The following is a 14,819-nucleotide window of genomic DNA, read 5'->3' on the forward strand; positions in this document are numbered from 1 at the left end:
AACGATGAATAAATACGATGTAGTAGTGGTAGGCGGCGGCTTCACCGGCTTGACCGCCGCCTATGTGCTGTCGAAGCAGGGCAAGCGCGTCTGCGTGCTGGAAGCCGACAAGACCCCGGGCGGCCTGGCCGGCACCTTCGAATTCGGCGACGGCGTCACGCTCGAGAAGTTTTACCACCACTGGTTCAACAACGACGTCTTCGTGCCCGAGCTGGTCAAGGAACTGGGCATGGACGGCGATGTCATCCTGTTGCCGACCCGCACCGGCATGTATTTCAACGGCCGCATGTGGAAGCTGTCGACCCCGCTCGACCTGCTGCGCTTCAAGGCGCTGTCGCTGGTCGACCGCATCCGCCTGGGCCTGCTGGTCTTCCAGGTGCGCCGCATCAAGGACTGGAAGACCATCGAGCACCTGAGCATCCGCGAGTGGCTCGAAAGCCTGGCCGGCAAGAGCGTGTACAAGATCGTATGGGAACCGCTGATCACTTCCAAGTTCTCGGTGTACGCCGAAGCCGTGAACGCGGTCTGGATGTGGAAGAAGCTGGTCCTGCGCGGCAGCACCCGCAACGACAAGGGCGGCGAGGAGCTGGCCTACTTCAAGGGCGGTTTCGGCCGCCTGGCCGAAGCGCTGGCGGCGGCGATCCGCGCCAACGGCGGCGACGTGCGCTACGGCGCGGCCGTGACCGGCATGGAAACCGAAGGCAAACGCATCACCGCGGTGCGCACCGTGAACGGCGAGGTGGCGAGCGACAAGTTCCTGTTCACCCCGTCCTTCCCCCTGATCGCCGACATGTTCGAGGGCAAGGCCCCGAGCGACTGGCTGGCCAAGCTGCGCCGCGTGAAATACCTGGGCAACATGTGCCTGGTACTGCGCCTGAAGCACAGCCTGTCGGAAACCTACTGGCTCAACGTCAATGATCCGGGTTTCCCTTTTGTGGGCGTGATCGAGCACACCAACTTCGACAAGCCGGAAAACTACAAGGGTTCGCACATCGCCTACCTGTCGCGCTACCTGGCGACCGAGGACCCGGTCTGGGCCTACAACGACGAGCAGTACTTCGAGTTCGCGCTCGAGCACCTCAAGCGCATGTTCCCGAAGATGGACAAGTCCTGGGTGCAGGAATACGCCGTGTGGCGCTCGGAGTATGCGCAGCCGGTCACCGAGCGTAACTATTCCGACTACGTCCCGGGCCAGGAAACGCCGTACGAGAACGCCTTCATCTCCACCATGGCGCAGATCTATCCGGAAGACCGCGGCACCAACTACGCAATCCGCGAAGGCCGCGCCATCGCGCGCCGCCTGGCGTAAGCGGCAGGCGGGAGACCTCCGGTATGCGTTCTCTCCAGTTTCCGGCCCAGGCCCTGCTGCTGCTTGCGGTGGGCGCCATCCTGGTTGCCCTGCATGCCGATACGCTCTGGAGCCAGTCGGTCGACCTGGCCCACCATTACGCGCTGGTGTTCCGGCTGACCGAAAACTGGGCCTTCGCGCCGAACGATCCTTCGCTCGGCGAGATGAACATCTATCCGCGCCTCGGCCATACGCTCGCGGCCGGAGCCGGCTTGCTGGCGGACTCGCCGTTCATGGGCCTGCACCTGGTGGCGCTGGGCGCGCTGGCGCTGGTCTGGGCCAGCTTCCTGCTGATCCTGTATGCGGCCCCAGGGCGCAGCGGCATGCTCGCGGCGCTGGTCCTGGCGCTGCTGATGTGGATCAACCATGGCGCGGTACGCATCCATGGCACCGAGCTGTCGCACGACTACCATTTCGCGCAACTGCTGGCGCAGGCCCTGGCCGTGCTGGCGATCGCCTGCGCGATCCGGATCGAGGCGCGCTTGCCGAAGGCAGCGGTCTACGTCTTCCTGCTCGCGGCGATCGGCCTCATCATCCAGGCGCACCTGCTGCCCGCGCTCGAGCTGCTGGGCGTGCTGGCCGGCCTGGCGCTGCTCGATACCTGGAAGGCGCCGCGCGAAGAGCGCGGCGGTGCGGCCGTGCGTGCGCTCGTGGCGGTAGCGGCCGGCATCGCGCTGATCGTCCTGCATCCCACCTTCGCCACCATGCGCGAGATCTCGCAGCACAACGGCGGCCTGTCGCTTGGCCCGCTCGGCAAGATCTGGGCCATTGGGATCGTCTGCCTGCTGGTGCTGGCCAGCGCGGCCTCGCTGCTGCGTACCTGGCATGGCGACCCGCAGCGCTACCGCATGTACAAGTACCTGGCGCTGTACGGCGCCGCGATCGCCGGCCTGTGCCTGTTGCAGATGGCGCTACGCTACGCCGGCCTGGGCTCGGACTACGCGGTCAAGAAATACGCGGCCGGCCTGTGCAGCTTCCTGTTCGTGCGCATCGCCCTCTGGGCAGGCGCGGCGGCGGAGCGGCGCCTGGCGGCCCGGCCGGCGCTGGCGCGCGCGCTGGACCGGCCCGCGGTCGCCTTCCTGGTTCTCGCCCTGGCGCTGACGCCGGCGATGCGCATCAAGCAGCGCCCAGCCGACCGGCTCGACGTGCCTGCCGTCGTTGCCGCCGAACGCCAGGTGGCCGCGCTGCGCGGCACGGTCCTGTCCACGCCGGCGCCGGACAGGAGCAACGTGGTGGTCGACCTCGACGGACTGCCGTCGGTGATCAGCTACATGCTGTCGATCGGCGTGGCCCACGCGCCGCGCAACGTGGCGTGGCTGGAAATGACCGGCGCCACCCTGGGGCCGCTGGAGCGCTATGGCCTGATCGTCACTTCACGCAACGCCGCGCGGTTCGCCGGCAGGGCGCACTGCTCGACGATCGCCGGCGGTCCCTTGCTTGTCCTCGATGCCGCCTGCCTGCACCAGGCGCCGCTCGCGGCACAGGAACCGCGGCCGTAAGCAGGCCGCGCGCGGCAGCCGCCGGCGCGCCCGCGCCTCCCTAACACAGTCATCCCAGCCCATGCTTCCCATCGTGAAATCCACCCGTCTCAAACCCTATGTCGCCATCGTGCTGGCGCTCGTGATCCTGTTCGTCCTGCTGGCCCGCCTGCAACCAGTGCGCGTGGGCGACGGTTCCGAATACTACGCCCTGTACTATGCGTGGGAGCTGACCCACCGGCCCTGGATGATCGCACCCGCCTACGAGGCCTATGGCCAGCTGGTGCAGTCCGGTGCGATCCGCGACATGGTGCCGGCCGATGCGCTCGCGAACTGGTTCACGGCCCTGCGCGTTGGCCCGACCTCGGATTTCAACCATTTCTGGTTCTACAGCCTGCTGGCCGCCTTGTGCGGCAAGCTGGCCGCCCTGGTCGGCCTGCAGCTGGGCGCGCACGGCAGCTTCCTCGCGCTGCACGCCGTGCTGGCCGCGGTCAGCCTGGGCCTGGCCTACCGTCACTTTGGCGGACGCGGCCTGCTGGCAGCGGTCGTCATGCTGCTGGCCTCGCCGATGTTCTGGTTCGTCGACAAGGTGCATACCGAATTCATGACGGTGTGCCTGGTTCTGTCGGCCGTGATCCTGGTCATGGTCGAGCGCTACCTCGCGGCCGCCCTGTTCATCGCCCTGGCATCGACCCAGAATCCGAGCTTCGCGCTGGTGGCCTGCATTCCCTTGTTCTACCGGGTCGTGCTGCAGCGCGAGCGGCGCTACAGCCTGTTCGAGGTCGCGATGGCGGTGGCTGTCGTGGTCGCGGTGCTGGCGCACCCGGTCTATTATTTCGCCCGCTACGGCGTGGTCACCCCGCAGTTGCTGGCCGGCGGCGCTGCGCTGGGCGGCAATATCTGGACGTTCTATGTCTGGATCGTCGATCCGGACCTGGGCCTGTTGCCCAACTGGCCGCTCGGCCTGCTGGTCCTGCTGGCCGCACTGGTTGCCTACCTGCGCAAGCCGGTCTCCCTGGCCGGCCCGGGTACCTGGCGCGTGACCGCCTTCGTGCTCGCCTGCTGCGCCATCAACTTCTTCGCGCACTCGTCCACGACCAATCTCAATTCCGGCGCCACCCCTGGCCTGGCGCGTTACGCCCTCTGGTACCTCCCGCTGGCTTTCCCGGTGTTCCTGTGGGTGTTCGGCCATTTCGCGCTGCGCTCGAAGCGTACGCTGGCCGCCGGCGTCGTCCTCGTCCTGCTGACGATCGTGTCGATGGGCGTCAACAATCCGCGCCGCCATGAGCGTTACGCCACGCCGTCGATGCTGTCCGAGCTGATCCAGACGAAACTGCCATTCCTCTACAGCCCGCCGGCCGAGGTGTTCCTGGAGCGCTATTCCGGCGTCGGCGAGGCGGTGTACGGGAAGAACGTACGCGCCTTGCTGGGACCGGATTGCCGCAAGATCCTGCTGCTACCTGGCGCCGGTCGGCACGGCGCACTGGCCCCGACCGAATGCATGATGGACGCGGCTAGACTCGACGCCTTTGCCGCCTCGCCCGCCTTCGAAGCGCTGATGGCCGGCACGGGAGGAGAGACAACCTATGCCCGTATCTCCGCCGAGCAGGCGGACAGCCTGCGCATGCGCGTGGCCCCGGGGCCGCACGGCATGGGGCAGGGGGGCGACGGCGCGGTCTTCCTTGGCAGTGGCTGGAACCAGCCGGAATCCTGGGGCGTGTGGTCCGAAGGCACCCAGCCGGCCCTGCTGTTGCCTTGCAACGAGCAGCAGTATTTCAAGCCGGAGCACAAGTTCACGCTGGCGCTGGCGCTGCGGCCCTTCGGCCGCCAGGAGGTGACGATCATTGGTTCCGGCGGTACATTATGGGAAGGCACTCTCGAGGGAGCGGAGCAGGTCGTGCGTTTTGCAGTGCCGCCGGAGAATTGCCGCGCCGGACGCTACAAGATCCGGCTGAAGCTGCCTGGTGCGGCGTCGCCGGCCAGCCTGGGCCTGTCGGGCGACTCGCGCCAGCTCGGGGTCGGCCTGGCCAGCCTGGAAATCACGGCCGGCTGAGCCGCCTGTGCGCCATCAACACAGACACGAGGCAGGATCATCCATGAATGTCATCCAGAGGCTGCGCCACACAGCGTGGTTCCGTAATAACGCCGGCTTGCTGCTGGTATCGGCGGCCCTGTTCGCGGCCAACCAGTTCATCGAGTGGACCGCGGTGCTGCTCTCCGGCCAGGGCTACGACAAATTGTGCAACTGGGATTGCAGCTGGTATGCCGGCATCGTCCAGAGCGGCTACGACCTCTCTCCCCATGGGCATGCGCGCGGCGACGCCGCGAACTGGGCCTTCTTTCCTCTGTTGCCGCTGGTTGCGCGCGCGCTCGCCTTTTTCTCCGGGTTTGCGCCGCAGCTCTCGCTGGTGCTGGCGTCCAAGCTGTTTTTCCTGCTGGCGATCTTCGCTTTCGTGAAGTTCGCACGCGCCTATGACGAGCGCCTCGACCCGATCGCCCTGGCGAGCATCGCGGCGCTCAATCCGTATGCGATCTACGGCAACGTCGGTTATACCGAATCCCTGTTCCTGCTCCTTAGCTGCGCCTTCTTCTACCATCTCCGGCGCGGCAACCTGGTGATCGCAGGCATCATGGGCGGCGCACTGAGCGCCGCGCGCGTCGTCGGGGTGCTGGCCGTGTTTTCCTACCTGGTGCGCACCGCCGGCGCCTGGCGGCGCGAGCCCGCGGCGCGCGAGCGCATCCTGCTCGGCCTGCTCCTGTTGCCGCTCGGCCTGGGATTGTTCATGGCCTTCCTGTACTGGCTCAGCGGCGACGCTCTCGCGTTCTCGCACATCCAGCGCGCCTGGGACCGCGTGCCGGGCAATCCGTTTGCCTACATCGCGGCCGGCCTGCGTGCCGACGCCATGAACCGCTACTGGGCGGTGATGACGGCGCTGGCCCTGCTGGTGCCGCTCTATTTCGCCTGGAGCAAGCGCTTCGAACTGGCGCTGTACTCGCTCGGATGCACGCTGATCCCCCTGTCCACCGGGCTCTGGGCCATGCCGCGCTATATCTGGTGGCAAGCGCCGGTCCTGCTGGCGCTGGCGATGCTGCTCCGGAACCGGCTGGCCTGGGTGGTCTACCTGGGCGGGGCGACGGCCGGGCTGACCCACATGTATCTCGCCTGGCTCGGCGGTAAAGGATTCGTCATATGAAAGCCATCGTCCGGGCGGCGATCGTACTGCTCGCCGCGTTCTACCTTTTCCTCGTGTATGCCGTCGCCAATCCGCGCGTCAGCCAGGAATATCGCGACTATTACATCCTGAAGACGACCGACTTGTCGATTGCGCAAAGGCAGGGGCTGGCTCCCTTGCAGCCGGGCCGGGCCTATGGCCACCAGGAAGCGGCGCTCGGCTTCGACGGCTGGTCCGCGCCCGAGCCGAGCCACCGCTGGAGCAACGGCAAGCGGGTCCGGCTGATTTTTCGCCTGGACGCCGCCGGCGCCGGCGCGCACGCGCTGGTGCTGCACGTCGCGCCGTTGGGGACGCAGGCGATCACCTGGCGCCTGAACGGGCGCCAACTTGCCGTACGCGAGCTCGACCGCGAAACCGAACTGCGCCTGGCGTTCGAGCCGGGATTGCTGCGCGCGGGCGAAAACATCCTCGAGATCGACTTGCCCGGCGCGCACAGCCCGGGCAGCGGCGATCCACGCCTGCTGGCGCTCGCCTTCAAGTCGCTGCGGATCGAATAGGGGACGGCATGACGGACGCCGGGGCGAGAGCGCGCGAATGACCACGGTGGCCGCCGCTACGCCGACGTGCGGCACGCCGCCGGCGCCCCCCGGCGACGCGCGCTTCGGCGATCCGGCCGCCGTCTTCGGGCGGCACGCGCGCACCATCTTCTGTCTCGCATGGCTATACCTGCTGCTGCCGACGTTGGTCGTGCTGGCGGACTTCCAGCGCGCCTTCGTCGCCATCCCGGTGCTGGCCGCCGGCGCCGCCGCCAGCTGGTGGATGCTGCGCGGCAGCCAAGGCGCCCCCGCCGGAACGACCGCGCCGTCGCTGGGCGCAACGTGGCCGCATGCGCTGCTGGCCGCCGCCCTGGTCTGGTTCGCCGGCGCGCTGCCGCCTTTCGGCGAGAACCTCGACTGGGCCAAGCACTATGCGCTGTTCAATGAACTGATCGGCCAGGGCTGGCCGCCGCCGATTCCGACCGACGACGGACTGGCCACGCTCAGGTATTCGCTGAGCTACTACGTGGTGCCGGCGCTGGTGGCCAAGCTCGGCGGCCATGCCTGGCTCGGCCCCGCGATCTTCGCCTGGACCGCCTTCGGCGCCTGGCTGGCGCTGACGCTCGCCTTCGGCGTGCGGCGTGGCCGGCTGGCGGCGCGCCTGTTCCCCTGCCTGGCCTTTCTGCTGTTCAGCGGCGCCGACATCGTCGGCACCTGGATTAACGACAGCAAACATCCTCTCGTTATGCATTTCGAATGGTGGGCGGGCTTCGGTCAGCTGTCTTCCATCGCGACCAGCCTGATCTGGACGCCTCAGCACGCGCTGTCCGCCTGGATCGGTGCTTTTCTGCTGTTGCGCTATCCGGCGCAGGCCCTGCGGGGCGGGGCGGTGCTGCTGGCGGCGGTCGCGATCTGGTCGCCATTCAGCGCCGTCGGCCTGGCGCCGCTGTTCGCGTGGAGCATCGCACGCCGCGGCCTGCGTGCGCTGTGGAGCAAGGTCAATTTGTTGGCCGGGCCGGTATTGCTCCTCGCGGCCGCCTGGTACCTCACGCGCGGCGCCGCGCAGCGCATTCCGTCCAGCTTTGTCTGGCAGACGAAGGATTTCACGGCCGCGCTGTGGATCGAGTTCGTGCTATTGGAATTTGTCCTGCCGGTACTGGCGCTGCTGCTGATGCGCCCGGCCAGCCGCAGCCTGGTGCTGGCGAACGGCGCCTTCCTGCTGCTGCTGTCGCTGGTCAGCGTCGGCGTCTACAACGACCTCCTGATGCGCGGCTCGGGTCCGGCCCTGGCGGTGCTCGCCCTGGTGGGCAGCCAGGCGCTGGCGGCGCCGCCGCACGGTTGGCGCAAGCTGCCGTTCGCCTTGTGCCTGCTCGCCGGGCTGGCGACGCCGGCCTCGGAAATCGTGCGAGCGTTCATCCTGCCGCGCATGGCCGACAGCCGGACTATAGGGATTCCCGACATCGTCGGCCACCCCTACCGCAAGCTGGAAGGGCAGTACCTGGTGCCGGGTTACAACGGCCCGCTCGGCTACCGGACGGTGCGCGAACTGCCGAACCTCGGCTTTGAGGAATTCGGCGCGGCCCACTTCAACCGAGCGCGGCGCCTGGTCGCGTCCGAGGTCGATACCGATGCCGCCCTGGTGTCGGAAGAAATCGCCTTGCCGGCCGGGCTGTACCGGCTCGACCTGACGCTCGACTGGGACGTGCAGGCCGCGCAGGCGGGCACGCATGCCGCGCATGTCTCGCTGCACGGGCGGCGCACCTTGATACGGATTGCCCCGTCGCGCGCCGCCGGCAGGCAGCTGACCACGTATTTCCGCACGCAGGGAGAACCGGTCCGGATCGCCGTCGGCCTGGGCGGCTGGAGCCGCGGGCGCGGCCAGGTGCAGCTGCGCGCGCTGCGGCTGCGCGCGGTCAGCGCCGGGGAATGAGGGCCCGAGGCACGGCGCGTGCCGTGCCCGGGGACAGCAGCCGGATTCAGGCCGGCGCCGTCCTGCCTTCCAGGATATCGACCAGGTCGCGCGCGTTGTCGCCCCAGGAGCGCCAGCGCATGCCGGCCGAGGCCGGCGCCTTGCCGGCGGCGTGCAGGGCCAGCCATTCCCGGATCGCCCCTGCCAGCTGGTCCGCGCCGGTGCCGGCGAAGTAGCTGGCGTGTTCCCCGGCCACTTCACGGAACACCGGCAGGTCCCTGGCCAGGATCGGCAGGCCATGACCGGCGCCTTCGATCAGCGGCAGGCCAAAGCCTTCGCCTTCGCTCGGCACCAGCAGACAGGCCGCGGCCGCATAGACGCGTTCGAGGTACTCGTCGCTGATCCCTTCCAGCCAGATCAGGCGCCGCCCCAGCTCGGGGTGCTTGCGCAGGCGTTCGACGATCTGGGGGATGGTACGGCGCTGGCTGTCGGGCAGCCCCGACCAGCCTTCCTTGCCGACGACGACCAGCTGCGCCTCGCTCCCGGCCGCCCACAGGGCATCGAAGGCGGCCAGGGCCTGCAGGTGCCCCTTGCGCGGCTCGACGGTGCCTACCATCAGGAAGCTCGGCGTGGCGCCGATGCGCGCCAGTACCTGTTCGGCGTCATCGGCCAGGCCCGCGTTCGGCGCCGAGGCGCCAAGGTCGGCGCCATGGTGCAGGACCGCCAGCTCTACGTCCGCGCCATCGCGTCCCTGGACCCACTGGCGGAACTCATCGGCCACCGCGCGCGAGATGCAGATCACGCGGTCGCTGCTGGCAGCCACCGCCGCCAGCCAGCGACCGTGGGCCTGCTCGGCGCCGGGTGGGAAGAACTCGGGGCGCAGCACCGGCAGCAGGTCGTGGACGAGGAAGTTGATATTGACCCCGGCCTGGCGCCACTGCGCATACAGGCCCTGCGCGGCCGCACCGGTGACCGCGTCCGGATTGTAGTCGGCGCAGTACAGCCAGTCGCCGGGCGCCACCTGGACCGGGGCTTCGTCGAGCGCGCCGCCGGCGCCGGCCAGCAGCCGGTCGGCATACTGGCGCGCATAGCGGTAACGCCATTGGCCGCCTTCCAGGTTCAGGAACACCGGCTCGACGCGCACGCCCGGCGGCGGGTTGCAGAGCAGGGCGTAGAGCTGCGCCCGCACCACGCGTTCGATGCCGGTGCGCAGGTCGTTGCGCGCGATGGTCGAAACGTCGACCAGCAGCTGGCGCGACGCGCGGGTATTCAGGGCGGACACGTCGGCCGCACTGGACTCGTACATGCTGCGGTACCAGCGCTGCCCGAGCACGCAGTCGAGCAGCTGCCCGGTCGCCTCGGCCCAGTTCAGCCAGGGCATGCCTTTCGATGCCGGCGCCCGGCCCTCAGCCTGCAGCGCCAGCCAGGCACGGATGGCCGCCGCCAGGTCGGCCGGCGCGGGGCCGTCGAAGTAGTAGGCGAATTCGCCGGCCACTTCGCGGAAGACCGGGAGCGCGCGCGCGATGATCGGCACCCCGTGCTGGGCGGCCTCGATCAGCGGCAGGCCGAAGCCTTCGCCTTCGGATGCGGCCAGCAGCGCGTCCGAGGCGGCATACAGCTTGAGCAGCATCTCGTCGCTGGCATTCTCGAACCAGAACAGGCGTTCGCCGCGCTGCGGGCTCGCTTCCAGGCGCGCGGCCAGGGTTTCAACCATCCAACCGCGCTTGCCCACGATGACGAGATTGACGTCCAGGCCCTCGGCCCACAACTGCTCGAAGGCGCCGAGCACCTGCAGGTGGCCCTTGCGGGGTTCGAGCGTGCCGACGATCAGGAAACTCGGGCGCTGCGCGAGCCGCGCCAGGATCTCGTCGGCGCCGGGCGGCAGGCCGGTGGTCGGGGCGCTGGCCTGGATGTCGGCGCCCAGGTGGAAGTAACCGAGCTTGAGCGGGCGGCGATCGAGCGGCGGCAGGGTGCCCAGGTAGCCGGCGACTTCGTCGGCCACCGCACGCGAGATGCACAGCAGGCCGTCGGAGACGCGCGCGAGCATCGGCAGCCAGGCCTTGAAGTCGTGCTCCGCGTTCGGCAGGAAGACGTCGGGGCGCAGGATCGGCAGGATGTCGTAGACCACGAAATACACCTGTACGCCGCGTTCGCGAAACTGGCGCAGGCGGCCCTCGTTCAGGCGAGTCCAGTGCGTCGCCAGGTCCAGGCCGAGGAAGATGTCGCCCGGCAGGGCATCGATCGGCGCATCGTCGAGCTGCCAGTCTGTAATGCCGAGCATGCCTGCGGTGAAGCGGCGCGCGTAGCGGTAGGGCGTACCGGCGCCGCTGGTGTAGACCGGTTCGATGCGCCAGCCCGGCGGCGGCGCTTCCAGCAAGGCATGCAGGACGCTGCGCACCACGCGCTGGATGCCGGTCTTGTAGTCGGACTGTACCAGGGCCGAGATATCGACCAGCATCTGGCGCAGCCCCTGCGGGCGGGCGTTGGCGCCCAGTGCCCGCGCCACCTCAGGCAGGGCGGCGGGCGGCACGGTGCGCGCCAGTTCCTGGCACAGAGCGACGGAGCCCTGGCCGGCGGCAAAGCCTTCGATCGCCTCGACGTAGCGGCGTCCGGCCGCCGCCGGCGCGTGCTCGGCTTCGATGAAGGCGCTGGCGCAGGCGGCCAGGTCGGCCCGGCGCAGCGGATCGGCGTGCAGGCGGGTCAAGGCTTCGATCAGTTCTTCCTGCGAGAAGTCGTCGGACAGGCGGTACATCACGTCGGCCGGCAGTTCGGCGTTGGCGCCATGGGCGTTGACAATCGTGGGCAGCCCGTGCAGCAGGCAGTCGAGCACCGCCGCCGAGGTCTCGCCGCGTGACTTCGAGCGCAGCTGCACGGCGACGTCGCAGGCCGCCAGCCACAACGCGTAGCGTTCGGTGTCGACGAAGCCCGTCAGTTCGGCCTTGCCCGCGCACTTCATCCGTTCGAGTTCGAGCAGGAACTCGCGGCCGTAGGCGCCGCCGTCGTTGCTGCCCACGAACACCAGGCGGCAATGCGGATCCTGCGCCAGCGGCGACGCGCCCCAGGCCGCCAGCAGCGCGGTGTTGCGCTTGGTCGGGCCGAGCATGCCGAAGGTGCAGACCACGAATTCGGACGGCGACAGGCCGAGCTGTTGGCGCGCCTGCGCCCGGCTCGCCCCGGCGCGGCGCCCGCGCAGCAGGGGCAACGTAGCCCAGTTGCGTACGCTCGACGGTCCGTACCATTCGCAGGCCAGCTGCTGCGGATAGCGGGCGTGGACGATCACGCCGACGGCCTGGTCGAGCACCGGCTTGTTGTTCGGATACTTCCACACCGCGGCATGCAGGCCGTTGCGGACCAGGTCGGCCAGGGCCGAGAAGCCGTGCGAGTAATAGAGGGACTGGCGGAACAGCCCCGGCAGGTAACCGTGCTCGCATAGGTGGTGCACGATGTTGCCGAGGTAGAAATCGTGCAGCACCACGATGCCCGGATGCCTTTCCAGCATCGGGAACATGTGCTGGTGGAAGGGCGAATTGCCGAAGTGGTAGAGCACCCGGTCGAACTCGTGGGCGTGGGCATCGAACCAGGTCACGCTGCGCAGCGGGAAGTTGGCGGCGATATAGGGATCGCTGACGCCGTCCTGGTCGACCACCAGGTCCACGTCGTAGTAGCGGGCCAGTTCCGGCACCAGTTCCGCGCTGTAGTCGGCGATCCCCGAGCGCGCCGGCGGCAGCGGCGATACATAGGCCAGGCGCGGCCGGCGCAGCGGCAGCGCGGCCAGCGTGGAGCGGCGTGCGGCGTGCGCCGCGTACTGGGCCTCGAAGTGGTCCCACAGCTGGCGCGCGCGCACCGACATCGTCGGCCGTGCGCCGGTAGCGCGGTTCTGCTCGGCCAACTGGGCACGGAGCGCCGGCTCCGCCAGTACCCGGTCGAGCACGTCGGCGATCGCGGCCGCGTCGTTCGTCGCGAACAGCGCGCGCGGCTCCCCGATCAGCGCCGCCAGCGGGCTGTCCTGCGCCGCGATCACGGCCACGCCGTGCGCGAGCGCGTCCAGTCCCGCGATGCTTTGCGCGTCGCCGACGCACAGCACCACGGCGGCCTTGCCGTACAGGGCGTCCAGGCCGGTGTCCTCGTCGCGCACGAAATGCAGTTGCTGGGCCGGCATGCCGAAGCGCTTGGCCTGGGCGCGGAGCGCCTTTTGCGCGGCCTGGTCGGCGGCGCCCGCCAGCACCAGGGTATGCGCCTGGCGCAGTGCGCTGTCGATCCGGACGAATGCCGCCAGCACGGTCTCGTACTGTGCTGCGTCGGCGTGCACGACCACCGCGCCGCCGGCGGCGCCGGCGGCGCCGGCGTCGATGCCTTCCCGGATCGCCAGCGCCACCTCGGCCACCTGCCCCTCGTCCAGCCCGTAAGCGGCGCGGGCGCGGCCGGCGCCGCCGGTCAGCAGCACCAGCGCGGCGTTGCGCAGGATGGCTGCGCGCCGGTGCCAGGCCGGATCGGCGCCGCCGTCGCCCGGGGCCAGGCTGACCACGGTCGGGAAAGCGTCGCTCAGGCTGGTGATCGAGGTCAGCGCCGCCGGGTAGGCCGAGCCGAGCACGTCCGGAACATACAGCAGGTCGGGCTGGAGCGCGGCGGCTGCGCCTTCGCGCACCTGCTCGGCGGCACGGCGCCACCAGGGCTCGTCGCTGTGCTGCGGCAGGTCGAAGACGGCGATGCGCTCCTGGGGCAGCAGGCCGTCGAAGGCGCGCCGGATCGATTCGATCGCCACGTCCATGCGGCCATTGAGCAGGAGCCAGACTTCATGTCCGGCAGCGAGCCGTACCAGTGCCAGCGCTTCGGCCAGGTGGAAGCGCGCGTGCGCCGGGTCTGCGCCCTGGCAGCTTTGGAGGTCGATGACAAGACGCATAGTTTTCTTATCGTTATCAGGAATTGGACGAACGGCGACGTGCCCGTTCCAGGTCCGCCAGGGCCGCGCGCGCGCGCGGCGACAGGTCGCCCAAGCCGGCCGGCGGCGCGACCTCGGCGGCAGCGGGAGCCGCGTTCTGGCGCAGCGCGATCGCCACGCGCAGCAGGCTTTGCTGCATGCCGGGGATGCGCAGCAGCGGCGGCATCACGTACTTGCGCACCGATGGCGAGCCTGCCACCGCGCGCAGGCGCTGCAGGGCGGTGCGCTTGAGCAGGGCGACGGCATTGGCGCGGTCGATCTGCGGCATGTCGGGACGCGCGCCGGCCAGGCGGCGGTAGACGCGACCGACCACGCGCACCGGCTTGCTCACGCGCCAGGACGTGCTGCGGTGGACCGCGTCCAGGGTGTGCGCCAGGCTGTTGCCCCAGGCATTGGCGGCGCGCAGCTGTTCCTCGAGGCCATTGCAGCGTGCGTTGGCCTCGTGCAGCCGCGCCTCCAGTTCGTCGCCGCGCGCCAGCGCCGCTCCCATCGCCTCGGCTTCGACGCCCTTGCGCGCCTGCTCGACCTCGAGCTGGGCGCGCAATTGGTCGAGCTGGGACAGCGCCGCGTCCAGTTGCGCGGTGCGGTCGGCCAGGCGCGCCTCGGCAATCACGCGGCGGGTGTCGGCCAGGCGCTGGTTGTCGGCCACCACGCGCGCCGCTTCGTGAAGCTCCTGCAGGCGCGCCTCGTTCTCGGCGAGGCGCTGTTGCGTCTGGGTCAGCTGTGCGTCGTTCTCGGCGAGGCGCTGCTGCGCCTGGGTCAGCAGTGCGTGCACGGCGGCGTTGTCGCGCCAGGCATTGTCCAGGTGAACAGAGACGTAGTCGTCGAAGACGTTGGCCTGCACCTGCAGTTTCGCCAGCAGTTCCCGGTGCTCGGCCGCCACGTAGTAGCGGTTCAGGCCGTCGAAGTAGGCGAACAGGTAGTCGTGGTCGGTTACCAGCGCTTCCCAGGTCTCGTGGTTGGTCTCGCGGCTGTTCGGCAGCGTCGCCTCGACCACCAGAATCCAGGGGCGCCACCGGCGCAGGTCCAGGCCCAGCAGCACTTCGCGTTCGAAACCCTCGACGTCGATCTTCAGGAAGTGGATGTCGCTCCCCGCGTGTTCGGCGAGGATGCCGTTGAGCGTGCGCAGCGGCACCTTCAGCTCGACCGTTTCGTAGCCGTCGGCGCGGTGCGTTGCCGCGGTCTCCGCCGACGGCGAGGCCCAGCCGTTCACGGCAGGCACATCGAACAACACGATCTCGCCTTCGCTGGCGCCGGCGGCGACAGCCAGGTTGATGTCGCGCGGGCGCTGGGCCTGGAAAGCCTCGTGGAAAGCGGGCAGGGGTTCGATGTTGATGCCGCGCCAGCCGGCGTCATAGAAGGACTTGGTGACCGAGTGCTCGACCGGGTCGTTGGCGCCGACGTCGACGTAGAACCCGGAAGGGATGTGTTGAAGC

The 14,819-nt window shown here is 69.3% G+C and carries 8 protein-coding genes; 6 read left to right on the forward strand and 2 right to left on the reverse strand.

What is annotated here, in order from left to right; all coding sequences use genetic code 11:
- Positions 1-4 precede the first annotated feature (4 nt).
- The 6 genes from RT688_RS17445 to RT688_RS17470 all read left to right on the forward strand — a co-directional run bounded on the left by RT688_RS17445 (position 5) and on the right by RT688_RS17470 (position 8,465).
- The gene (locus tag RT688_RS17445; RefSeq protein ID WP_313706114.1) at positions 5-1,309 is read left to right on the forward strand and encodes an NAD(P)/FAD-dependent oxidoreductase; all 1,305 of its coding nucleotides are present in this window, start codon (positions 5-7) and stop codon (positions 1,307-1,309) included.
- 23 nt (positions 1,310-1,332) lie between these two features.
- On the forward strand, positions 1,333-2,847 hold the full coding sequence (locus tag RT688_RS17450; protein ID WP_313706115.1) for a hypothetical protein: 1,515 nt from the start codon (positions 1,333-1,335) through the stop codon (positions 2,845-2,847).
- Between the two features lie 73 nt (positions 2,848-2,920).
- A complete protein-coding gene (locus RT688_RS17455) occupies positions 2,921-4,879 on the forward strand; it encodes a hypothetical protein (protein WP_313706116.1) in 1,959 nt (652 codons plus the stop codon).
- Between the two features lie 43 nt (positions 4,880-4,922).
- A complete protein-coding gene (locus tag RT688_RS17460) occupies positions 4,923-6,020 on the forward strand; it encodes a hypothetical protein (protein ID WP_313706117.1) in 1,098 nt (365 codons plus the stop codon).
- Complete coding sequence (locus RT688_RS17465) at positions 6,017-6,556, forward strand: hypothetical protein (protein ID WP_313706118.1); 540 nt, start codon at positions 6,017-6,019, stop codon at positions 6,554-6,556. Before RT688_RS17460 ends, RT688_RS17465 begins: the two co-directional genes overlap by 4 nt.
- Before the next feature lie 37 nt (positions 6,557-6,593).
- Entirely contained in the window at positions 6,594-8,465 is a 1,872-nt protein-coding gene (locus RT688_RS17470) for a hypothetical protein (RefSeq protein WP_313706119.1), read from the forward strand.
- Positions 8,466-8,511: 46 nt separating this feature from the next.
- On the opposite strand, the gene RT688_RS17475 is transcribed toward RT688_RS17470, so the two are convergent.
- Positions 8,512-13,344, reverse strand: coding sequence for a glycosyltransferase (locus tag RT688_RS17475; RefSeq protein WP_313706120.1), 4,833 nt, complete (start codon positions 13,342-13,344; stop codon positions 8,512-8,514).
- A gap of 16 nt (positions 13,345-13,360) precedes the next feature.
- On the reverse strand, positions 13,361-14,819 hold a 1,459-nt coding region (locus RT688_RS17480; RefSeq protein WP_313706121.1), incomplete at its 5' end, for an FkbM family methyltransferase.

The organism is Massilia sp. (genome assembly GCF_032106685.1).
In the GTDB taxonomy this organism is placed as follows: Bacteria; Pseudomonadota; Gammaproteobacteria; order Burkholderiales; family Burkholderiaceae_D; genus Telluria.

What these genes read in the sequence shown, in the direction of transcription:
- RT688_RS17445 (WP_313706114.1), top strand. Translation starts at nt 5, where the DNA reads ATGAATAAATACGATGTAGTAGTGGTAGGCGGCGGCTTCACCGGCTTG.
- RT688_RS17450 (WP_313706115.1), top strand. Translation starts at nt 1,333, where the DNA reads ATGCGTTCTCTCCAGTTTCCGGCCCAGGCCCTGCTGCTGCTTGCGGTG.
- RT688_RS17460 (WP_313706117.1), top strand. Translation starts at nt 4,923, where the DNA reads ATGAATGTCATCCAGAGGCTGCGCCACACAGCGTGGTTCCGTAATAAC.
- RT688_RS17465 (WP_313706118.1), top strand. Translation starts at nt 6,017, where the DNA reads ATGAAAGCCATCGTCCGGGCGGCGATCGTACTGCTCGCCGCGTTCTAC.
- RT688_RS17470 (WP_313706119.1), top strand. Translation starts at nt 6,594, where the DNA reads ATGACCACGGTGGCCGCCGCTACGCCGACGTGCGGCACGCCGCCGGCG.
- RT688_RS17475 (WP_313706120.1), bottom strand. Translation starts at nt 13,344, where the DNA reads ATGCGTCTTGTCATCGACCTCCAAAGCTGCCAGGGCGCAGACCCGGCG.